Origin of the sequence: Streptomyces noursei ATCC 11455, from assembly GCF_001704275.1 — a bacterium.
Classification (GTDB): Bacteria; Actinomycetota; Actinomycetes; order Streptomycetales; family Streptomycetaceae; genus Streptomyces; species Streptomyces noursei.
Genome location: NZ_CP011533.1, coordinates 9,473,328 through 9,493,980 on the forward strand (window position 1 = coordinate 9,473,328; position 20,653 = coordinate 9,493,980).

The 20,653-nt window shown below is 65.7% G+C and carries 14 protein-coding genes and 11 pseudogenes; 4 read left to right on the plus strand and 21 right to left on the minus strand.

Annotated features, from left to right (window positions below; translation table 11 throughout):
• Window positions 1–172 precede the first annotated feature (172 nt).
• Window positions 173–565, plus strand: a pseudogene (locus SNOUR_RS40470) (group II intron maturase-specific domain-containing protein); the annotation flags it as partial.
• 115 nt (window positions 566–680) lie between these two features.
• Window positions 681–922, plus strand: a pseudogene (locus SNOUR_RS45660) (ATP-binding protein); the annotation flags it as partial.
• 124 nt (window positions 923–1,046) lie between these two features.
• Here SNOUR_RS45660 and SNOUR_RS49625 read toward each other — a convergent pair.
• The 4 genes from SNOUR_RS49625 to SNOUR_RS44040 form a co-directional block, all read right to left on the minus strand.
• The gene (locus SNOUR_RS49625; RefSeq protein ID WP_446677945.1) at window positions 1,047–1,445 is read right to left on the minus strand and encodes a DUF7848 domain-containing protein; all 399 of its coding nucleotides are present in this window, start codon (window positions 1,443–1,445) and stop codon (window positions 1,047–1,049) included.
• Window positions 1,442–1,681 (minus strand): hypothetical protein, encoded by a 240-nt coding sequence (locus tag SNOUR_RS40475; protein ID WP_067357303.1) that lies wholly within the window; start codon window positions 1,679–1,681, stop codon window positions 1,442–1,444. Before SNOUR_RS40475 ends, SNOUR_RS49625 begins: the two co-directional genes overlap by 4 nt.
• Before the next feature lie 190 nt (window positions 1,682–1,871).
• Window positions 1,872–2,186: a hypothetical protein gene (locus tag SNOUR_RS40480; protein ID WP_067357306.1), complete on the minus strand. Its 315-nt coding sequence runs from the start codon at window positions 2,184–2,186 to the stop codon at window positions 1,872–1,874.
• 134 nt (window positions 2,187–2,320) lie between these two features.
• Window positions 2,321–3,571 carry a helix-turn-helix domain-containing protein gene (locus SNOUR_RS44040; RefSeq protein WP_312635648.1) on the minus strand — a complete coding sequence of 417 codons (1,251 nt, stop codon included), beginning with the start codon at window positions 3,569–3,571 and terminating at the stop codon, window positions 2,321–2,323.
• An 890-nt stretch (window positions 3,572–4,461) separates the two neighbouring features.
• Here SNOUR_RS44040 and SNOUR_RS40485 point away from each other — a divergent pair.
• Window positions 4,462–4,773: pseudogene (locus tag SNOUR_RS40485) on the plus strand (cytochrome P450); the annotation flags it as partial.
• 34 nt (window positions 4,774–4,807) lie between these two features.
• On the opposite strand, the gene SNOUR_RS40490 reads toward SNOUR_RS40485, so the two are convergent.
• From SNOUR_RS40490 to SNOUR_RS40550, 15 genes and pseudogenes are all read right to left on the minus strand, one after another.
• Window positions 4,808–5,137 carry a hypothetical protein gene (locus SNOUR_RS40490; protein ID WP_067357312.1) on the minus strand — a complete coding sequence of 110 codons (330 nt, stop codon included), beginning with the start codon at window positions 5,135–5,137 and terminating at the stop codon, window positions 4,808–4,810.
• Between the two features lie 196 nt (window positions 5,138–5,333).
• Window positions 5,334–6,068 (minus strand): S1 family peptidase, encoded by a 735-nt coding sequence (locus SNOUR_RS40495; protein WP_067357314.1) that lies wholly within the window; start codon window positions 6,066–6,068, stop codon window positions 5,334–5,336.
• 509 nt (window positions 6,069–6,577) lie between these two features.
• A complete protein-coding gene (locus SNOUR_RS40500) occupies window positions 6,578–7,747 on the minus strand; it encodes a methyltransferase domain-containing protein (RefSeq protein WP_067357316.1) in 1,170 nt (389 codons plus the stop codon).
• Between the two features lie 4 nt (window positions 7,748–7,751).
• Window positions 7,752–7,883, minus strand: coding sequence for a hypothetical protein (locus SNOUR_RS48865; protein ID WP_312635651.1), 132 nt, complete (start codon window positions 7,881–7,883; stop codon window positions 7,752–7,754).
• A 329-nt stretch (window positions 7,884–8,212) separates the two neighbouring features.
• Window positions 8,213–9,002, minus strand: a pseudogene (locus SNOUR_RS49630) (IS630 family transposase); the annotation flags it as partial.
• Window positions 9,003–9,067: 65 nt separating this feature from the next.
• A pseudogene (locus SNOUR_RS40505) lies at window positions 9,068–9,475 on the minus strand (transposase family protein); the annotation flags it as partial.
• Window positions 9,476–9,495: 20 nt separating this feature from the next.
• Complete coding sequence (locus SNOUR_RS40510) at window positions 9,496–10,761, minus strand: ISL3 family transposase (protein WP_067357219.1); 1,266 nt, start codon at window positions 10,759–10,761, stop codon at window positions 9,496–9,498.
• Window positions 10,762–10,875: 114 nt separating this feature from the next.
• Window positions 10,876–11,281: pseudogene (locus SNOUR_RS40515) on the minus strand (transposase family protein); the annotation flags it as partial.
• Window positions 11,282–11,550: 269 nt separating this feature from the next.
• A complete protein-coding gene (locus SNOUR_RS40520) occupies window positions 11,551–12,552 on the minus strand; it encodes an alpha/beta hydrolase (protein ID WP_067357320.1) in 1,002 nt (333 codons plus the stop codon).
• A 9-nt stretch (window positions 12,553–12,561) separates the two neighbouring features.
• Window positions 12,562–14,009, minus strand: a pseudogene (locus SNOUR_RS40525) (IS701 family transposase).
• A 92-nt stretch (window positions 14,010–14,101) separates the two neighbouring features.
• Window positions 14,102–14,737 (minus strand): annotated as a pseudogene (locus tag SNOUR_RS40530) (transposase family protein); the annotation flags it as partial.
• 20 nt (window positions 14,738–14,757) lie between these two features.
• Window positions 14,758–15,150: pseudogene (locus SNOUR_RS40535) on the minus strand (transposase family protein); the annotation flags it as partial.
• A gap of 14 nt (window positions 15,151–15,164) precedes the next feature.
• Window positions 15,165–15,929 carry a transposase family protein gene (locus tag SNOUR_RS40540; RefSeq protein WP_067357251.1) on the minus strand — a complete coding sequence of 255 codons (765 nt, stop codon included), beginning with the start codon at window positions 15,927–15,929 and terminating at the stop codon, window positions 15,165–15,167.
• Between the two features lie 119 nt (window positions 15,930–16,048).
• The gene (locus tag SNOUR_RS40545) at window positions 16,049–16,471 is read right to left on the minus strand and encodes a hypothetical protein (RefSeq protein WP_168409273.1); all 423 of its coding nucleotides are present in this window, start codon (window positions 16,469–16,471) and stop codon (window positions 16,049–16,051) included.
• Between the two features lie 374 nt (window positions 16,472–16,845).
• Window positions 16,846–17,653, minus strand: a pseudogene (locus SNOUR_RS40550) (transposase family protein).
• 166 nt (window positions 17,654–17,819) lie between these two features.
• Between SNOUR_RS40550 and SNOUR_RS40555 the strand changes: the two are divergent.
• Window positions 17,820–18,624: pseudogene (locus SNOUR_RS40555) on the plus strand (transposase family protein).
• Between the two features lie 64 nt (window positions 18,625–18,688).
• On the opposite strand, the gene SNOUR_RS40560 reads toward SNOUR_RS40555, so the two are convergent.
• Both SNOUR_RS40560 and SNOUR_RS46785 read right to left on the minus strand, forming a co-directional pair.
• The gene (locus SNOUR_RS40560) at window positions 18,689–19,576 is read right to left on the minus strand and encodes a transposase family protein (protein WP_159426052.1); all 888 of its coding nucleotides are present in this window, start codon (window positions 19,574–19,576) and stop codon (window positions 18,689–18,691) included.
• A gap of 44 nt (window positions 19,577–19,620) precedes the next feature.
• A complete protein-coding gene (locus tag SNOUR_RS46785) occupies window positions 19,621–20,352 on the minus strand; it encodes a hypothetical protein (protein ID WP_159426053.1) in 732 nt (243 codons plus the stop codon).
• Window positions 20,353–20,653 lie beyond the last annotated feature (301 nt).

Here is a 20,653-nt window from a genome sequence, read left to right on the forward strand (position 1 = left end):
GTGCGGCCGATGCGGCCTTCACCCGGTTCACGTTCCCCTCGACGCCGCCAGCCCTACCCCGGCCGCCGAGCACCTGCCGGCCCGCAGCTGAACCCGCGGGCCGGCTGCGTGCTGTGCGCTCTTCAACGGTCAGCTACGCCATGCACAAGATCAAGAACCTACGGGACGAAGTGCTACGTCGCTCTCGTTGGAGGAGGTGCTGCGGTCGGTCAACCCGGTCCTGAAGGGCTGGGCTGCCTACTTCCGCTACGGCGCATCGAAGAGAACGTTCTCCTACCTCGGCTGGTACGTGTGGTGGAGACTGCTTCTCTGGATCCGCAGCAAACACCCCCACCTGAGCTGGAAACAACTGTGGCGCCGCTACTACGGGGCGAACCGCATCACCGAGGGCGGGATCGTCCTCTACGACCCGGCGAAGATGAAGGTCCAGCGATACACGTTTCGTGGAGCGCAGATCAGCACGCCGTACAACATCGACGAGGTTGACTCTGACGGAGCATGCTTCCGTCGGACGAACCACGACAATGTGGCCTTCGTCGGCCAGGTCAGTGAATACTTCGCCTGATCCAGCGGATCACGTGGAGAGCCGGATGCTCGGCCAACGGGCACGCCCGGTTCGGCGGGCGGGGACGGGAGAACCGACGCCCGAAAGGGCGCAAGGCGTCCCGTCCCTGACCCAACACGTGGAGCTGGACCGGCACGGCGCCGAACTCCTGTTCCGGGTTCTGATCGCACGCGAGGAGAAGAACAGCGTCGCCATCGCCTCGAACGAATCCTGTGGCGGCTGGACGAAGCCTTTCACGGATCCGCGGCTATCGTCGACCGGCTGACGTTCAACGGCACCATCATCGAGACCGGCGCCGACTCCTATCGCCTGGCCTGCACGCGGGCACGAGTTGAGGAATCCGCGAAGGCCGGCTGACCTCTGCCGCTGCATGCCTTCGATGGCCAGCCGCCCTGACGGGCGGCTGGCCATCGAACTGCACGGCTATGGATGTCAATGCACGGAAACCGCGGCGGGTTCGCAAGTAAGCGTGTTTCCGGGATTATTGGAGCCAAGGCCAAGACTGCCAAGGAGCCCAGGGGTGCCTTGCGAGACGGTCCCCTGGCAGATGCGGGGTGATCCCGCCCTTCCCCGGTAGCCCGGCAAAGGGCGGGACATCTATGCGGGCGGGAGAGCGGCCCGCCCTGGCCTTCGTCGGCGAAGTGCCGTTCACCGACGGAGGGTGTTCGGCCGAGATGGCGCTGATGTACTCAAAGGCTGCCAACTCGAAGTGGTCGTCGCCGGTGGCGCGTGCGTGGCCGGCACACCACTCTCGGGCTTCACCAGGGGAGGCAGTATCGTCACAGAACTCCCCGCAGATAAGGCACTTCCCCACGTGCTGCACGCTCCAGTCCGGGTCGATCTGGAGCGCCCATTCCTGCGGCCTCCTACGCCCCGTCATGACGTGCTCTCGGGACGCTCCGGAGCCTTGACGGCCGCCGCCTGCAACGCGTCGATGCACGCAGTCAAACCACGCTGCATCTCGGTGAGTTCTTCCTCGGTCAGCTCATCTACCCACGCCGTACGAGCCTTCAGTGCATCCCGCACGGCGTCGAGCTGGCGGTACGACTCCCGATACCTGACGTGCCGGTTCCACGCTTCCCCTCCCCGGTCGCGCCACTGCGTCCAGGATGTCATCGCGCCGCCTTTCGGTGCGGATGACCACGCATCTCGATGTTGCAGTCGATCACCTTCGACTCGTCCCCGGCAGCACGGGCCGCCGCCCGCTGCTTCGCCAGAGCGCCGCACACGTCGCACCCGGCCACGGGCTCAGGAAGCGGCAACGGAAACGAGTACCTCAGGTGCACCGACCCACTCAGACTCGGCATCAGCACCCCACCTCGACCCCGTGAATCCAACGCGGCCCCGCATCAACGCCGTACGTCGAGAACCACAACGCCCGGCGCCACCCACGCTGCGACCGCCGCTCCTGGCGCTCCTGAGGCGTCAGGACGTACGGACGGAGGAACGCCACGTCCTCGCCCCGCAGCATCCGCTGTTCGACGGGGACACGGGGGATGGTGAGCGTGGGGGTGTCGGGGTGCCCGGGGGTGGGCGGTGCGTCGGCCGACCGATGCCGGCCCCGTGCAGGGAGTAACGCCCGCAGCAGCACTTCGAAGATCCACGCGCTATGTTTGCGCATGTCGTCAACCTCCCAGGGGTTGGTGGCCTTGCCCCCGGGCCGTCGCCACGGTCGCGGGGGTCTGCTGTCGGTCAGTCGGGAGTGACCGTATGGCTCCTGGGAAAAGGCAGGGGGCACACTTTGTGCCCCCTGCTTCAGACTGCCAACATGCCGATCTTGACGGCGAGTTCGCTCGCTCGACGCCGCTGAGCCGGGTTCTTGGACTCGGTCTCTTCCAACACGATGCGCTTGGCATGGCCGTTGTAACGGATGGTTTCCGGCGCAGCTTCGTAAGCCTTGTCGAGCGTGGCTAGCGCAGCTTCGGTTTGCCCATCGAGTTGGTATCCACGCGCTTCTTCAATGCGGTGCCTGGCACGACGGGGGCGCGAAGGGATCGTGGTGGCGTCCGCAACGACCGCTTGGCGAACGCTCTCGGCGCCCGCATGTAGCTCAACCGCGACGGTGACCGCGTGTGCCCCTATGATGGCTCGCGAGAATGACGTCATGGGGTGGTAGTAGTCAGCGGGCAACCGTGCAGCCATAGCACGTGCTGTGTCCCAGTATCGCCAGGCGGTTCCCGTTTCACCGCGACGGGCGGCCGTGTATCCAGCTTCGAATTGGAGCGCCCCGGCGATGGCGAGTACATCGTCACTGGCGTCGGGCAAGAGCGGTTCCAGGTAACGGAGTGTTTCCAGATTCACCGCGTCCGCCGCGTCGAAGTGAGCGGGACCGCTGTCGCGATGGGCTTGTGTCGTGAGCCAAGCTGCGACGCCGATCGCGTGAGGATCTGTGGATTCTTGTGCAGAGACCATCCCACGCTCTACGACACGCCACAACAGTGACGCGTCGGGCTGGTACGCGATGAAGAACTGGCTCAGGCTGTACACCTCGGACAAGGCAGCTTGAGCCGTGCGCCGCTCGCTCGATGAGTCGGCTTGGAGTACGGCAAGTTGGGCGTCCTGAATGAGATCGGGCAACAGTGCCCCGATAGCGTCACGGTGATTGGGAGCTGAGTGCCGGGTGCTCCAAGCACGTTCGAGGCGTCGCCGGAGGTGTGCTTGAGTTGGGGCCTCTGCCTGTGTTGCCAACGGAAAGGCGTTGATGGCTGACCGCACCAGGGGAAGTCGAGCGTGTCCGGGACCAGTGAACAACTCAATTGCCATCGACTGATCACCAGTGAGGTCCGAGAGGTCACCGACCCTCAGAGCTTCGGCAATGCGCAAAACCATGGGAAGTTTGGGCATTTGAAGACGCCCCCCCTCAACTTGCTTGACCCAACTCGGTGACTTCCCCAGTAGGCCAGCCATGACATCACGGCTCATGCCGCGACGGGTCCGAAGGATCTGCATGCGTTGACCGAAGGCAACCGGCTCAACGGACGGGTCCGAGGTAGTATCTGGAGACACGGCCTTACCCCTCTCTGTCCAGCTAGTCACTGCCAGGGTACGGGGTAGGGCCGTTCCTGTTGACTCCTTGCGGTCACCGCTTCCCCACGTCAAGGACGACGAGCGGTGCAAGGGCCACCCCCACCAGCACCATCGCGGAGGGTGGCCGTCCGCATGCCCCAGCGCGCCAGATTCGTTGATATGCGCAACGATCGGGCAGAATCTGGGGACTCTTTCTCCTCTCCTCCTTCGGGAAGGGGAGGAAGCCAACCTGCGTCAGATCGCAGGGGCACCGGAAGAGCGCATGCACGTCGGATCGGCCACCCTCTGCTTCAAGCAGGCCATCCGGCGAGCGGGTACCGTTCCGCTGGCGGCCCCGGAGACAGCGCTGGTCAGCCGTGGCTCGAGGGCACGGGGCCAGGGGCGGGGCCTTGGCCACATACGAAGGCGAAAGCCTGCGCTACGCCGCGAGAGCAGGACCGCCTCCTCTCGACTACGGCCCACAGGGCTCCGGGCCGGGCAGCGCACTCGGACGCCAAGTGCTGCGGGTCCTGCGTACGGCCGAGGGCCAGATTCGGCGTGAAACGGTCGCCGCGCCCGCGGCAGAGCAGAGTGAAGGTGGTGCGCCGATCGCGTACGTAGGGACCGTCCGGCGGGTCGGGGCCAGGCCCCAACGCCCCGCCCTGTTGGTCACTCCGCGTGCGCACCCCTCCGGCCCAGCGCCGCCCGGAGCAATGCTCATGACCTGTGGATCGGCCTCGGGTTGGACGCGAAGGGCGTACCTTCCCGAGTGATCGGCTTCTGGTCATCGAGTAGGCCGGCGTCGCACCGTCGGCCGGGAAGGCACGCCTGTGCTCAGCGTAGTGAACGCCGATGGAACGACCGAGACCGGCTCCCTGATCGACGACATCGTCCCCCAGGGCGCACCGCTGTACCTGATGCTGGCCTCCAGCAACCGGGACCCGCTGCGGTTCGAGAACTCCGACCACTTCGACCCGGCCCGCAGGGACAACCAGCACTTCGGCTTCGGCAGCGGCATCCACAACTGCTTCGGCGCGCCACTGGCCCGTATCGAGGCCCAGATCGGGCTCACCGCGCTGCTCGACCACCTGGACGATCCCCGGCTGGCCGAGGACCCACCCCCGTACCGGCACAGCCCGATCCTGCGCGGGCCGCGACATCTGCCCCTCGTGCGGACGGTGAGTGCCGCTCCGCGAGGCTGAGTCCGCGGTAGCAGGGGAGGGCCGCGGGGCGGTGCTACGAGCCGGGGCCCGACACCGTGCCGGCCTCCTTGGAACCGGACGTCCCCGCGCCGTCTTTTCCGGCGGACGGTGTTTCGAGGGCCAGCTTGAGTTCGCCGTCTCTCCTGTCGGCGACGACGGTGTTGCCCGGGTTGAGCGAGCAGTCCGGCAGCATCTTCGAGAGGCGGTTGTCAAGCTCGTACTGGATGGTCCGGCGTCGCGGGCCCCGGCCCGGCAGAGCCCAGGCACCCCACGGAGCGGGGTGCCTGGGCATCGGGGTCCGCCACTGCCGCGTCAGCCCGATCACGGCGCCGAAGCCGAGCCGGCAGCTACGTTGTCCACCCAAACGGCCACTCGTTGATGACGGCCATGGCCCGTACTCGTCGTCCTTTGCCGCCCTTGCCCCCTTTCCCGTGCTGGCTCATGTATCGGCAATGCGCAGACAGGTGTTGGATCGCAGGACGTGTCTCAGAGTCCCCCTCCGCACCGGAGGTGGACCGTGCGCCGGGCGTCGGCGGCATGCGTTCCCGCTCCGCTCCGTGCTACCGCTGGGTGACCGAGCGGATCCAGGCAAGTTGTTGGGAGACCTCCCCGGCCTCGGCGATCTGCTCGCGGTCGGAGCCGTCGAAGACGCCGAGGAGGGTTTCGGTGCCGTTGGGGGCGATGCTCATCACCGGACCTTCGGAGTCGCCGCCGGCGGGAATCCCGGACACCTTCTCCATGCAGAAGTCCGAGCCGCCCGGCGCGGTGGAGCCCTCACACCGGGGGTCGTCCGACCGTACGACCCGCAGGTCCGACTGCTTTAGCACGGGGGACTGGCAGGTGTTTTCGTCGCCGGTGCAGGTGGCCCCCCACCCGTACTGGCGCACAACCTGGCCGGGGTGGACGCCGGCCGTGGCCAGGCGCGCCGTGCGCAGTTTGATCGCCGGAACCTTGACGAGCATCATGTCGGCGTGCACGCTTCCCACGCGTTTGCCGGGAAGCGGGCGGACCGTGGTGCCCTTGCGCGTGTCGAGGTTGCCGACCCTGAACGAGATCCGCTTGTCGGCGATCGGCTGCGCTTGTTCGAAGAAGCAGTGCGAGGCGCTGATGATCCATTGAGGCGTGACTGCCGTGCCTGTGCACGCCGGTTTGCCGTCGACGAGCATACGCACCGCCCACGGTCCGTAGGTACTCTTCGACCCGCCGATGACGGCGCAGGCCGGCGCGGATGACATCAGTGCGCCTGTCACCAGTAGTAAGGCGGCCAGTAGCGGTATGCGAACGCGACGCGTCATGGGGAATAACTCCTCCCGTCGGGGCATGTATGGGTGGAGATGCCCTGCTGAGGCGAAAAGTTCCGTCATCCACCCACCTCGCATCACTCTGTTCGGCGCCTGCGGTGACCATCCACCGGGCTGGCACGGACGAGTTTCGGGACTTCGTTGGGCGAAAAACCACTACACATCCGTGACACCACAACCCACCGAGACAAAGCTGCCCGCCTTCCCTGGGGAGGCGGGCATCCTGTGAAGTCCCGGGCCGGTTCGACCACTTGCTTCGCATCAGTCAGCCTTCAGAGCTGTGGTGCCGACGGACACCTGTGTGTCAAGCCTGGCGTGGTTTCGAGCGACGCGTCTTTCCCTCGGTCAGGCGAGGATGAGCCTGATCGAGGATGAGCCCGATCGATGACGGACGCGTTGTGTGGCTGAGGCCCTGACTGGCCAGTCTCAGGTGCCTGGCCCCTCGGTCAGGGGACGGCCGGGGTTCGTCGGACTCGAGCCGCGGGACTTGAGATCCCACCACCTCAAACGGACCAGAAGTTGGTCGGTTCGTCCAGCCACACCTGTTGTCCATCAGGGGTGACGGTGAGACCGAACCGGTCGAATCCTGGGCAGCCTTGGGCGGCCCACCAGTGGTAGGCGGTCTCCGCCTCATCCCACAGCCGGCGTGGCCCGGACTGCCACACGCGGGCCTCGGCCTGGCCGTCACGGAAAAGGACACATGCCCAGGACCGGTCGCTGAGACCGTAGAACCAGATCGGCCGGGAGCCTTCCCGCTTCGCTGCCACAGCCTGGGCGCAGTCCTGAACCCGGATACCGAGCACGAACGGCAGAACGCCGAAGCGGCCGCTGGCGAATTGCTCCTCGGTGATACTGGTCCGTGATGTGTCGGCGCCGCGAACCCCTTCGGGGGGCACGTAGTTGCTGGGGTTGATCGCCGTGCGGCGCTGGTTCCGCGACTTCATGAACTCGACGCCGCTGGTGAAACGCCCCGAGGCGGTTGTGCCTTGGACCGTGAGGCGAACGACGGCGTCGGCGTTGCTGTAGTGCGTTCCCCACGGGGCGACGATCAGACCGCCGGGTCGAGTCTGCCCGACCAGCGCGCCGGGGACTTCTCGCAGGCCGTAGGTGACCAGGATCCGGTCGTACGGGCCACAGGCCGGGTAGCCGGCCGTGCCGTCGCCGACCACGACGGTGGGGTGAAGCCCCGAAGCGTTGAGGCGTTGTGCGGCCTGTCGAGATGCCGCTGCGTCGATCTCGATCGTGGTGACTTTGTCCGACCCGCAGCGGTGTGTGAGGGCACCCGCCGTCTCCCCGGTGCCGGTGCCGTTGTCGAGCACGTGCATGCCCTCGTCGACGTCCAGGTCGCCGAGCAGACGGTAGACGACAGAGGGCATGGAGGAGGAACTCGTCGCCGTCGTCCCCGGGCCAGGGCCGGTGTGCCGGCCATCGTCCCACTGGGTGACGATCGGCTGGTCGGTGTCTGCGGCCGCATGCCAGGTGTCCGCATCCGCGGCCTTGTCGACGCGGTTGCATGCTCTGCTCGTCATGTCCCACGGCCACATCACATGGGGCAAAAACATCGCACGGTCGACGGTTGCGAACGTCACCTCCCACTCCGGTCGCAGGACACCTGCATCAAGAAGCGATCGTCCCAGCCGCCGGCGGCCGGGACGATCCACTGCCACCGTCATGGCTTCATTCCTTGCGGTGCGTGCCGTCGCCGGGTGGCGTCGTCCCGTCAGGACTCGGCTCGTCGGGAGTCCAAGGCGAACCGGGCAGATCGTCGTCGCCGTCCCCGCCATCGCTCAACGCGTACGCCAACGACATTCCAGCTCCTCCCGGTAGTGAAAACGTCAGCCTCGTGCACCGCAGAGCCGATCCGCAAGACGGCAACCGGTCGTCACGAGAATGAAGTCCCGCGGTTGGGCGAGCAGTTGCCCAATATCGCGCTGGGCACACCCCGCACTTGGCACTGGCGTACGACCAGCGCGGGTCTCGTGCGTAGACTCAGCGATATCCCCGCATGTTCGCGCACTGGAGCCTTACCACGGACGCCTTGCTGGCTTGATGATCAGAGCGGCAAGAGCGGAGTGACGAGAGATTGTCACGCTCCGTTCTGTGAGAGCCGAGGGGTGAGATTCCCCTCGGCTACTCGGCAGTGCGATGGGACCGCCCAGTTGCCGGTGAGCGGTGATCAGCAGGTCGCGGTAGTCGGTCCAGGCAAAGCTCTTGCGCTCGCCCTTGCGGCGACTGTAATTCCGCGGGCGGTAGATCAGCCGGGAGGGTTGGCCGCGCTTGTAGCAGCACAGGGCGGCGACAGACCAGCATCGCCAGGACCGCCCGCGGACCCGCACGACGGGCGTCTGCCCGCGCCGGCTCCAGGTATTGGCACGTGGCGGCGTCATCGAGAATCCGGCTTCGTCCTCGAAAACGATCCAGGCATCGAGCGCCGCCGCGGTGCTTCCACGCGTGGCCACACCTCCTTCTTCCACAGCTGGACTGCATCCTCGTTCCGTTCCACGGCGCGTCGCGAAGGGGCCTGCCAGGACCAGCCGTGCCCGGTAAGCAGCCGCCACACAGCGGCCCCGAGCAGGTGACATGGAAGCGTCGACCGATCACGGCCTTGACCCTGGTCAGAGTCCATCGCTGGTCAGCCCACCGATGCGCCGCAGGCCCCCGCGCCAATTCTTCTTCCAGGAGAGCGAACTGCGCGTCGGTCAGTTTCGGACGCCCGGGCGATCCCCGGGAGGCCAGTCCTTGCGCGCCGGCCTGACGCCACGCGTGTCGCCAGCGTTCCACCGACCGCTCGGTGACCCGCAGTTCCTTCGCGATCTGCGAGTTCTTTTCACCCCGGGCGAACCGTTCCGCAGCTTCCAGTGTGACTTGTTCCCGGGCCTGCCGCCGTTCGGCACTCAGGCCACCCCCTTGCGCATATCGCGTGAACAAGGCGTACCGCAGGGATCGCCCCCCGTCACCACCGACTTCACGTCGAAAGTTTCAGCGAACCTCTTTCATCCTGAGTAGTCGCAGGTCAGGAGCGTGTGAACGGCCTGGACGATGCGGCTGATGCGGTTGGTTGAGCATCGTGCCTGGCGGAGGGTCCGCCATTGCTTGAGTTGGGCGAAGGCGCGTTCGCCTGGTGCTCGGAGGCGGGCGTGGTCGCGGTTGAACAGTTGGTAGTGGTCGGGTTGTTCGCGGTGGTTCTTGTAGGGGGTGCGGACGGTTGCGCCGGCGCCTTGGTAGGCGCGGTCGGCCAGGACGAGGATCTGCCTGGTGAGGCAGGCCTGGACGATGCCGTGAGCCCGTGCCGCGGTCAGGTCGTGGGTGCGTCCGGGCAACGCGCGGGAGAACCACAGTGGAGTGCCGTCTGGGGACGCGATGACCTGCACGTTCATTCCGTGCCGCTTGTGTTTTTGGGCTCTCCTGTCGTATGTGTGGGTCATTCTGTGGCGAGTTGGCGGCCTGGGAGTTGTGGTCGTGGTCCGCCCAGGGTGAGCATGACGAGGGCGATGATGGCGTTGGCGGTGTGGAAGCCGAAGCCGCGTCGGATGATCAGGCGAGTCTTGGTATTGGTGGACTCGATCAGTCCGTTGCTCATGCCGGTGGTCAGCGCGGCGCGGATGGCGTCGTAGTGGCGCATGATCTTGCGTTGGAGGTCGACGAAGGTGGGGATGCGGCAGCGTCGGGCCCAGGCGATCCAGCGGTCCAGGGCTTTGAGGGCGGCGGTGGGGCGGGACTTGGCCAGGGTGAACACGGTCCGGAGGGCTTCTTTCAGGCGCCAGGCGCGGTGGAGTTGGGGGTCGGTGGCGGCGATCCAGGCGAGTTTCGCGGCCTGCCGGTCGGTGAGGTCATCGGAGTTCTTCCACAACGCGAAGCGGGAGTCCTTCAGTGCGCGGGCCGTCTCCCGGTCGCCGAGGCTGTGGCGGGCCCGGTTCCAGGCCGTCCGGCGCTCGGCGTCCAGGGCGGTGGTGGCCCAGGCGACCACGTGGAAGGGGTCCATCACGCGCCTGGCGTGTGGGGCGCGTTCGGCCAGCACGCCGGCGATCCAGCCGGCGCCATCGGCGCTGATATCGGTCAGGCGTCCGGTCCTGCCGGGGCCAAGGCCGTCGAGGAAGCGGTGCAGGACGTGTTTGCCGTGGCCGTCGGCCATCCACACCACCCGGCCAGTGTCGTGGCAGACCACGACTGTCATGTACTTCTGCCCCCGGCGGTGGGAGATCTCGTCGATACCGATCCGCCGTAGTCCTGCCAGTCGGTCCACATCGCGGTCCCGGTCGGCGACGAACCGGGCCACGATCGCCCCGGCCGTCCGCCAGGAGATCCGCATCAGTGCGGCTGTTGCCGTCTTCGAGCACTCGGCGGCCATCCAGGCAGCCTGCTGATCGAAGGCCAGGGTGTGGCCGGCACCGTGTCTGGCCCACGGCACCCAGGCCACGACGGAACCGTGGATGTGGCATCCCACCCGCGGTGCATCAGCCTCCAGGAACACCCGCACCGCACCATGATCCAGATCCCGCCACCGCCGACGCCCCCGGCCGGCGTCATACCGGGCAGCCGGTCTGCGGCAGATCCCACACCGCTGCCGACTCCGCGCATCGGGTCGTACCGACACGATCACACACTGTTCGCTCTCGTCGAAGCGGATCCCCTCGACCACGGTGTTTTCGACCGTCAGAGTTCTCTTCCATATGCTGAAGACAGACACGCCGTTTCTCTGCAAGATCAGACTTGTTGCTAGACACCTCAAGCCTGGCAGAGAACGGCGTGTTTCACGCATCAGCCCAGCTCACAGCACCCACACATACGGCAGGAGAGCCTGTTTTTGGCTGTAGTACGGCTCGTCTGCGGCGATGCGGTCGGTGGGGATCAGTGTCCCGTCAACGACGACGAAGTCGCCCTCACCCAGGCCCACCAGGGCCTCGCGCAGGCCGGGTGCCCACGAGGCGAGGATCATCAAGGTCTCGTCCACGTACCGCCAAGCCGTCGCCTCCGATACCCCGAAACCGGCTCCGACCTGCGCGAACGTCTCGTTCTTCCGAAGGTGCGCCAACACCAGTGGGGCCTGCTTGAAGCAACCGAGCCGTCGCCAGGGCGAGTTCAGCTCCTGCCGGCGGGCATGGATCAGCCAGGAAACGTGCTCAACGAGTTCGTGCGGGACGTCGAGCATGGAAGAATACGGAACCAACAGGGCTCCTCGGACGCTGCGTGATGAGTGATGTCACCACAGCAACGACCAGGGGCCCTGTCTTGTCACCAACTCCCCTCTGACCAGGCATTTCACCCTCGCAGAGGCAGGATGAAAGAGGTTCAGTAATGCGCTCGGGGTTTGACGGAGCCGGGATGCTGGACACTTGTTGGTCCAGAACCTTGGGAGGGCTCCGTGTCACGCAGCTATCCGCCTGAGTTCCGTCGCAAGGTTCGTCGATCTCGTTGCTACGGGACGCCTGGCCGGCACGTTGTCCATCCCGCGGCCGACTACCGCCGGAGGAGACCGTCAGTTGGTGGCGAGAAGGTGCTCCAGCCAGTTGCGGCGTGCCGCGACAGCGGCCTTGCTGATCCGCGCCTCGGGGGCTTTCCGGTCGAAACCGTGGATTCCGCCGGGCCACACGTGCAGCTCGGCTTCGCCGCCGGCCTGCCAGATCCGGTCGGCGTAGGCGAGGATCTCATCGCGCAGGCACTCGGCGGAGCCGACGTCGAGGAATGTGGGCGGCAGGCCGGCCAGGTCGGTGGCGCGGGCGGGCGCAGCGTACTGCGGCACGTCAGCTCCGCCCTGGCCGTCGCCGAGCAGCGAGCTCCAGGCGAACCCGTTGCGGCTGCGGTCGAAGAGTTCGACGTCGTCCATCTGCAGGGCCGAGGCGCTGTCGTTGCGGTCGTCGAGCAGCGGGGCAATCAGCAGCTGGCCGAGCAGGCGGGGACCGCCCTTGTCGCGCACGGTCAAAGCGAGCGCGGCGCTGAGGGCGCCGCCGGCGCTGAAGCCCGTGACGACGATGCGTTCCGAGTCGATGCCGAGCCCGTCCGCGTGGTCGGCGACCCACAGTAGACCGGCGTAAGCGTCGTTGATCTGGGCGGGGTAGGGGTGCTCGGGCGCGAGCCGGTAGCCGACCGAGATCAGCGTGGCCCCGAACCGCTCGGCCGTCTCGAGTATCTGGTCGAGCCCGGTGCGGTGATCGCTACAGTAGAAGCCGCCGCCGTGTATGAAGTAGAGCGGCGGCCGCGATGCGGGCGCGCTGGAGGGTGTGCACACCAGCAGCGGGATCTCGGGGGCGCCGTCCAGGCCGGGCACCGAAGGCTGGAAGACGGTGAAGCGCCCGCCATGGCTGAGGTCCTCGAGCGCCGCCACTGCGGCGTCGACCTCCGCGCGGATCACCGACAGCTTCTCGAGGCTCATCGGCGCCAAGTCCGGTTCCTCCGCCAGGTAGGCGTCATAAGCGACCTGAAGTTCGGCATCGAGAGGAACGGGAACGGCGGGCACGGTCTTTCCAGGTTCAAGATCCATACGCGCACGCTAGCGGTGGTTTGTTAAACGAGGCGGTAGAGATCGAGAGATCTGCCGGTGCCGAGGGTGTTGAGCAGGGTCTGGAGTTCGGTGGGCGGGGGCTTGGTTGACCATGCCCGCCAGTAGCGTTGCAGCGTGGTCCAGGGCGTCAGCCAGCCACGGACGGCTCGTAGTGCCTGGGGCCAGCAGGGCGGTGGGGGCTGCTGCGATTTGGGTTGGCCCCCTCTCTCTGCCGGAGCGGGCTCCGGGGGCGGGGCTTGGGCAGGCTCTGGAGTCGGCGGTGGTGGAGCGAACCAGGCGTCCCAGCAGAAGCTGAACGCGCAGTTGACCAGGGCCTGATGACGGCGGATGGCGATATCGGAGCGGACTTGGAAGTCGGCCCAGCCCAGTTCGTCCTTGACCTGCTTGTAGCTCTGCTCGACCCAGTGCCGCAGACCGTAGATCCGTACGATCTCGGCCAGGTCGCCGGGCGGATAGGGCGATTCGGCGGCGCGTGGGGATCCGGGGCGGGGCAGGTCGGTGGCCAGGTGCCAGGTGGCTTTCTCCGGCAGAGTGGCCGGGTCGGCGGTGGCCACAACCAGGCGGACGTTGCCGTCCGGACACCACCAGCCAAGCCGGGCTTCTGCGGCCCGCCAGGTGACGGTGCGCCCATCCCGGAAGGTGCGCTCGATGCGTGTCCACTCCCCGGGATGGTGTGAGTCCCGCCAGGTCAGCAGGCGGGCGGCGTCGACCGGGGTATGCGCATCACGCCCGTAGGCCCAGGTACCGTGCCGGGGTTTGAGCACCATCACGAACGGCAGACCGGCCTGATGTAAGTCGGCACGGAAACTGTCCTGGTCGCCGTAGGCGCAGTCAGCGGCCACCGCCCGAAAGACCCATCCGGCCGCCTTGGCCTGCGCGGCCAGGCCGGCCGCGATCTGCAACTTGGTACGGAAACCCGGGTCGTTCTTGCCTTTTGGGAAGTGATGGGCTGGTGTGTAGGGGCGAGCGTGCACCGGGTAGTAGACGCGCTCGTCAGCCCAGCAGGTGGTCACGGTGACTACGCCACGGTCGACCTTTCCCACCGAACCGAGGTACTGCTTGCCCACGTGCGCGGTCGCCGTCCCGTCCTTGCGGTCCCCGGAGTCGTCGACCACCAGCACCCCACCCGAGTGCGGGGCGGTGGCCGGATCCGCAAGCAGCAGTTCCAGACGGCGGGCATTGACCTTCTCGTGGTCCCAAGTCGACTCCGACAAGAAGAACTGCAGCCGCTGCACCGACCGGTGCTGGGCAGCGACCACCGGCTCGGCCCCGGCCAGGCAGGTCAGCGTCTTGTTACGGTCCCGGGGCAGCAGCAGGCCGGCCAGATACTCACCGAACCCACGCCGCTGGGCCAGCGTGGAGAACAGATCATCAAAGCGGGCGGCGTAGGCTTCCATCGGACCAGGCGCGGGCGGACATGGCAACCGCTTCGTCATCCCTGCCTCCTCTGACCGGAGTTGAGACCTACACCTTTGCGTACTCCTCCACACACCCGCCGTCAACAAACCACCGCTAGAATGAACCTCTTTCATCCTGAGTAGTCGCAGGTCAGGAGCGTGTGAACGGCCTGGACGATGCGGCTGATGCGGTTGGTTGAGCATCGTGCCTGGCGGAGGGTCCGCCATTGCTTGAGTTGGGCGAAGGCGCGTTCGCCTGGTGCTCGGAGGCGGGCGTGGTCGCGGTTGAACAGTTGGTAGTGGTCGGGTTGTTCGCGGTGGTTCTTGTAGGGGGTGCGGACGGTTGCGCCGGCGCCTTGGTAGGCGCGGTCGGCCAGGACGAGGATCTGCCTGGTGAGGCAGGCCTGGACGATGCCGTGAGCCCGTGCCGCGGTCAGGTCGTGGGTGCGTCCGGGCAACGCGCGGGAGAACCACAGTGGAGTGCCGTCTGGGGACGCGATGACCTGCACGTTCATTCCGTGCCGCTTGTGTTTTTGGCTGTAGTACGGCTCGTCTGTGGCGATGCGGTCGGTGGGGATCAGTGTCCCGTCAACGACGACGAAGTCGCCCTCACCCAGGCCCACCAGGGCCTCGCGCAGGCCGGGTGCCCACGAGGCGAGGATCATCAAGGTCTCGTCCACGTACCGCCAAGCCGTCGCCTCCGATACCCCGAAACCGGCTCCGACCTGCGCGAACGTCTCGTTCTTCCGAAGGTGCGCCAACACCAGTGAGGTTTTCTCAACGGGGGTTATTTCCATTGGTTGTTGAGGGTGAGGGCGGCTTGGGCGATGGCGCCGATGCGGCTGGGGCTGAGGGTAACGTGCTGTAGGGCCCGCCAGCGTTGCTTGAGTTCAGCGGCGGTGCGTTCGCCCAGTGCTCGGATGCCGCGGAGGAGTTGGTTGTAGGTGCGGTTGTTGACATGCAGAGCTTTCTCGGAGCGGCCGCAGGGCCGCTTGATGGGGGTGTGCACTCCGATGCCGGCGCCTTGGTAGCCCTTGTCGGCCAGGGTCGGCAGGCCTTCGGCGGCCGCCTTGTAGAGCGCGGGTAGCACGTGGTGTCGAGCGGCGGTGATGTCTGGAACGGAGCCGGGCTCGACGTCGGAAACCCACAGCGGGGTACCGTCGGGGGCAGAGAGGAACTGAGCCTTTTCCAACCTCAGGTTGTGGTGTTGAGGGTCAGGGTGAGGATGGCTTGGGCGGTGTGGGTGATGCGGGTGGTGCTGCAGCGGAGCTTCTTGAGGAGACGCCAGTTCTTGAGGGTGGCCATGGCGCGTTCGCCGAGGGCGCGGATTTTTGCGTGGGCACGGTTGACGGCTTGCTGACCGTGGGAGAGGTGCTTCCAACGGCCGCGATACGGGACACGGACGGTGCCGCCGGCGCCTTGGTATCCCTTGTCCGCCCAGCATGTGACGCCACATGAGGCGAGAGCCTCGATGATGCTGTGGGTTCGGGCGGCTTTGATGTCGTGGACGGCTCCTGGCAGTGCGGGTGAGGCCCATAGGATCCGGCCGAAGGGGTCGGCGAGGACTTGCACGTTCATGCCGTGCCGCTTGTGTTTCCCGGAGTAGTACGGGCGGTCGGCGGCGACGCGGTCGATGGGGAGTAGTGTCCCGTCGAGGATCACGAAAGCCTTGCCTGCCGCGGTCTTCATCGCCTGCTGCAACGTCGGGGCAAGAGCGGCCAGGACGCCGATGCCCTCGTGGACGTAGCGGCACACGGTGGCGATACCGATCGCGAAGCCCGCTGCGAGGCGGGCATAGGTGTCCCCGCAGCGCAGGTGCGCCAGGACCAGAAGGGCCTGTCGGCCTGCAGTCAGCCGACGCCACCGCGTCCCGATCTGCCGACGATGGACTGTCAGGCGGCCGGCGAGGAACTGCAGGGACGCGCTGGACAGATCGATCGCCGACGGGTAGACAAGCACACGAAGCTCCTGGTGGGACACAGTTGATCTTGGTCGACAACCCGTCTACCAGGAGCTTCGTCGTTCCGTCCACCCCGCCCGAACCACACCCCCACCAACCACATCAGGTTGGAAAAGGCTCACTGGATATTCCCACCGAAGGCCTTGTGCTTGGCTGAGTACCACCAGTCCGTCCCCGTCTCCCGCGCCCCGGCGAGCCGGTCACACTCGATCAGTGTGCCGTCCAGGACCACATGGCTCGTCCCCTCGCGCCGGCACTGCTGGAGGACTTCGTGCAGGTCAGGGGCCTGCCCCGCGAGAACGTCGATGCCTTCATGAAGGTAGCGGTAGCCGGTGGCTTGCGAGATCCCAGCATCCACCGCGGCGCAGTGCACACACCTCTTCTCCCGGAACCAGCGCAGTATCAACACCGCCTGGCGGAACGGGCCCAGTGCCCGCGATCCCTTCGGCGTGCCGATCGCACGGCGGTGCGCGGCCAACAGCCGGGACAAGTACTCCACCACCGGGCGTGGCACGTCGAGCATGGCAGAATAGCGAACCATCGTGAAGCCTCTGGGATTCAGGAACGTGATCTTGGCAGACCCGTTCCTACCAGGGGCTTCACGTCTTCACCAGCCCGGACCGCACCCCTTTCGCTGAGAACACCTCAGTAGGGCCTGCTTGAAGCAACCGAGCCGTCGCCAGGGCGAGTTCAGCTCCTGCCGGCGGGTCATGGATCAGCCAGGAAACGTGCTCAACGAGTTCGTGCGGGACGTCGAGCATGGAAGAATACGGAACCAACAGGGCTCCTCGGACGCTGCGTGATGAGTGATGTCACCACAGCAACGACCAGGGGCCCTGTCTTGTCACCAACTCCCCTCTGACCAGGCATTTCACCCTCGCAGAGGCAGGATGAAAGAGGTTCAATGAACCTCTTTCATCCTGAGTATTGGCAGGTCAAGAGGGTGTGCACGGCTGCCACAGTCCTGCCGATGCGGTTGGTTGAGCAGCGCGCTCGCCGCAGCAGTCGCCAGGACTTGAGGCGGGCGAAGGCGCGTTCGCCGGGAGCGCGCAGGCCGGCGTGGTCGCGGTTGTACTGCTGGTAGTGCTCGGGCAGGTCGCGGTAGCCGTAGTACGGGGTGCGGACAGTGGCGCCGGCGCCCTGGTAAGCGCGGTCGGCCAGGACGAGGATCTGGCGGCTGAGGCAGGCCTGGACGATGCCGTGGGCGCGTGCTGCGGTCAGGTCGTGGGTTCGGCCCGGCGTTGCCCGTGAGAACCACAGCGGTGTGCCGTCGGGACGTGCGATGACCTGGACGTTCATGCCATGCTTCTTGTGTTTCTGCGAGTAGTACGGCTCGTCGGCCTTGATGCGGTCGGTGGGGATGAGCGTGCCGTCGAGGATGACGAAGTCGCCTTCGCCCAAGCCGACGAGGGCCTCGTGCAGTCCCGGCGCCCACGAGGCGAGGACTTCGACGGTCTCGTGTACATACCGCCACGCGGTGGCCTCGGAAACTCCGAACCCGGCACCGACCTGTGCCAACGTCTCGTTCTTCCGCAGGTGTGCCAGAACCAGAAGGGCCTGCTTGAAGCAGCTCAACCTCCGCCAGGCCGAGCGAAGTTCACGCCTTCGGGCGTAGATGAGCCAGGAGACGTGCTCGACCAGCTCGTGCGGGACGTCGAGCATGGAAGGATACGGAACCAACAAAGCCCCCCGCGGCCGATGGCGTGTTGAGTGAGATCACCACACCAACGACGAGGGGCTTCGCCATGTCACCCCACCTGACCAGCCCATTTCACCCGGCCGGAACAGGATGAAAGAGGTTCAGTGAACCTCTTTCATCCTGCCTCTGCGAGGGTGAAATGCCTGGTCAGAGGGGAGTTGGTGACAAGACAGGGCCCCTGGTCGTTGCTGTGGTGACATCACTCATCACGCAGCGTCCGAGGAGCCCTGTTGGTTCCGTATTCTTCCATGCGCGACGTCCCGCACGAACTCGTTGAGCACGTTTCCTGGCTGATCCATGCCCGCCGGCAGGAGCTGAACTCGCCCTGGCGACGGCTCGGTTGCTTCAAGCAGGCCCTACTGGTGTTGGCGCACCTTCGGAAGAACGAGACGTTCGCGCAGGTCGGAGCCGGTTTCGGGGTATCGGAGGCGACGGCTTGGCGGTACGTGGACGAGACCTTGATGATCCTCGCCTCGTGGGCACCCGGCCTGCGCGAGGCCCTGGTGGGCCTGGGTGAGGGCGACTTCGTCGTCGTTGACGGGACACTGATCCCCACCGACCGCATCGCCGCAGACGAGCCGTACTACAGCCAAAAACACAAGCGGCACGGAATGAACGTGCAGGTCATCGCGTCCCCAGACGGCACTCCACTGTGGTTCTCCCGCGCGTTGCCCGGACGCACCCACGACCTGACCGCGGCACGGGCTCACGGCATCGTCCAGGCCTGCCTCACCAGGCAGATCCTCGTCCTGGCCGACCGCGCCTACCAAGGCGCCGGCGCAACCGTCCGCACCCCCTACAAGAACCACCGCGAACAACCCGACCACTACCAACTGTTCAACCGCGACCACGCCCGCCTCCGAGCACCAGGCGAACGCGCCTTCGCCCAACTCAAGCAATGGCGGACCCTCCGCCAGGCACGATGCTCAACCAACCGCATCAGCCGCATCGTCCAGGCCGTTCACACGCTCCTGACCTGCGACTACTCAGGATGAAAGAGGTTCAATGACCTGCTCTTTCACCCCGCAAGCGTCGGGATGGCAAAGGCTCAGCGTTGCATTAGGAGTTCTTGCAGGTGTCTACGGTGCGTACGTACCCTTTCCCGGGTATAAGTTTTCTATAATAGGAGCCATAGTACTCAACACCAAGAGGGTTATTCACGTAGGCCTCACCAGCCTCTTGTGTAGAAGGTGAGGGCGGTGACGGTCTTGACGATGTCGGGGAAGCGGGTGAGGGGCCGCGGTAGCGGGTGGCGAGAATCTTCCAGTTCTTCAGGTGCGCGATGGCCCGTTCGACTGCGGCTCGGAGCGTGTTGACGGAGCGGTTGGCTCTCTTGTCTCCGGCGGATCGTTCCTGGCCGGGCGGCTTGCGCCTGGGGGTGAACAGTCGGGAGCCGGCGTAGCCCAGGTCGCCTATGCCCTCGCGTTCGGCGAATGCCTCGGGGAAGTGGGACTGGCGCCAGGCGTGCATGTCGTGCCGGCTGCCGGGCACCGGCGCGGAGACCGCGAGCAGGTCGCCGGCGAGAGTGGCGGCGATCTGCAGGTTGAAGCCGGTGTCGCGGTGCTTGCCGGAGAACATCGTGGTGCCCTCGCTGGACCAGTCCCACGTCGTGACCAAGGTGCCATCCACGAGTACGATCCGGCCGGCAGAGGCCTCGGTGGGATCGGGAACGTGCGTGGCCAGGACCTTCTCCACCATCGGCAGCAGGGCCGTCCACCTCCTGGAGACGGTGGCCTGGGAGATCCCGAACAACTCGGCGGCCACCTCCTGCACCGGGTTCTGCCGCAGCAGGAACAGCACCAACACCACCGACTTGTACAGGCCCAGCGCCCACATCCGCCCCGGCATCACCGGCGGATCCGGATCCTGCACGAGCTCTTGGTGAACTCGTGCGACCAGCCCGTCAAGTTGCTCGGTGTCCAGTCCTGTCGTAATGTTCCAGCTCAACGGCCCTGCCACGGTAGTTAACTGACGCTCTCTCAAACGTCACGCTACCGAGCAGGGCCGTCCTCGTGATCAAGAACGATGGTTGAAACCCCCGTGAATAGGCCTCCAAGATCTCGCGAATCTCGCGCTATTTCGCCCCCTCCCTTACCGCTATAAGCCACGGCCGTAACATTTCCCCACTTCGTGACCTTGTCGCAGTATTTCTTGTCATTGTCGACCTTGACTGAGAAGGGTGCGGTGTTGCCGAGCACCTTTGCTCCATCTTGAACGACCTTCAATGGATCCTTTTTGAATGTTTCTAGATCAATTCCACCAAGGAAGGTGCTAAGGTCCCCGGCAAAGCCCCTCCAACTTGGCATCTCCTCTGCGATTGGTTGTATATTATGCCATGCGCATGTAACTCTTCTGAGGTTCTCGGCGGGCTTACACGCTGACTGGAGTGGGGCTGCAGCGATATCCAGCGTGGTGAGCCCATCGGTCAATTTCACCCCCTCGGGCAAATCGACTGTGAGTACGAGCGTGTCTATCTTTTGCTTCCCGTAAATATAAGCAGAGGGAAAGAAGATGAGCTGCTCATCCGGGTAGGCGTACGATCTGTTTCCGGTCGTAAATCCCTGCAGCCAGGATGGCAAGCCGGGGTAGTCCACAAGGCGGAATCTGCCATCGAGTAGGACTCCGGCTTCTCTTGCCCAGACCGTTGTGGTGGTGGGCGTATTCTGCGCGGCAGGATTTGCCGCAGCGGCGGTGAGGGTTGGAAACAGGGTCATCGCGCACACGCATGCCATCATGGCTAGCATACGGGCCTGTAGACGGTTGTGGGACCCGCCTGATTGGGCCTGGAGTGTAGGGGCGTCTGAAATATTCATAATCGCCGATTTTCCTCTCCTGTGCGGCTGGCCGGGTTAGGAAGGTTATTCAACAGAGTTTTGTCGTGGATGCAGACCGGCGTAGAAGCGCTTCCCTTTCTTTGAGATGCGCTGCCCGGGTTGCTTAAGGCGGCTATCTTTCCCGGCAAGGGAAATGTTCTTGATCGTTTTATGGTTACTTTCATACTCCCATTCTTCGTGACCTCCGCCG

Coding starts and splice junctions, on each gene's coding strand:
- SNOUR_RS49625 (WP_446677945.1), bottom strand. CDS start 1,445: ATGACGGGGCGTAGGAGGCCGCAGGAATGGGCGCTCCAGATCGACCCG.
- SNOUR_RS40475 (WP_067357303.1), bottom strand. CDS start 1,681: ATGACATCCTGGACGCAGTGGCGCGACCGGGGAGGGGAAGCGTGGAAC.
- SNOUR_RS40480 (WP_067357306.1), bottom strand. CDS start 2,186: ATGCGCAAACATAGCGCGTGGATCTTCGAAGTGCTGCTGCGGGCGTTA.
- SNOUR_RS40495 (WP_067357314.1), bottom strand. CDS start 6,068: ATGACGCGTCGCGTTCGCATACCGCTACTGGCCGCCTTACTACTGGTG.
- SNOUR_RS40500 (WP_067357316.1), bottom strand. CDS start 7,747: ATGACGGTGGCAGTGGATCGTCCCGGCCGCCGGCGGCTGGGACGATCG.
- SNOUR_RS48865 (WP_312635651.1), bottom strand. CDS start 7,883: ATGTCGTTGGCGTACGCGTTGAGCGATGGCGGGGACGGCGACGACGAT.
- SNOUR_RS40520 (WP_067357320.1), bottom strand. CDS start 12,552: ATGGATCTTGAACCTGGAAAGACCGTGCCCGCCGTTCCCGTTCCTCTC.
- SNOUR_RS40545 (WP_168409273.1), bottom strand. CDS start 16,471: ATGGTTCGCTATTCTGCCATGCTCGACGTGCCACGCCCGGTGGTGGAG.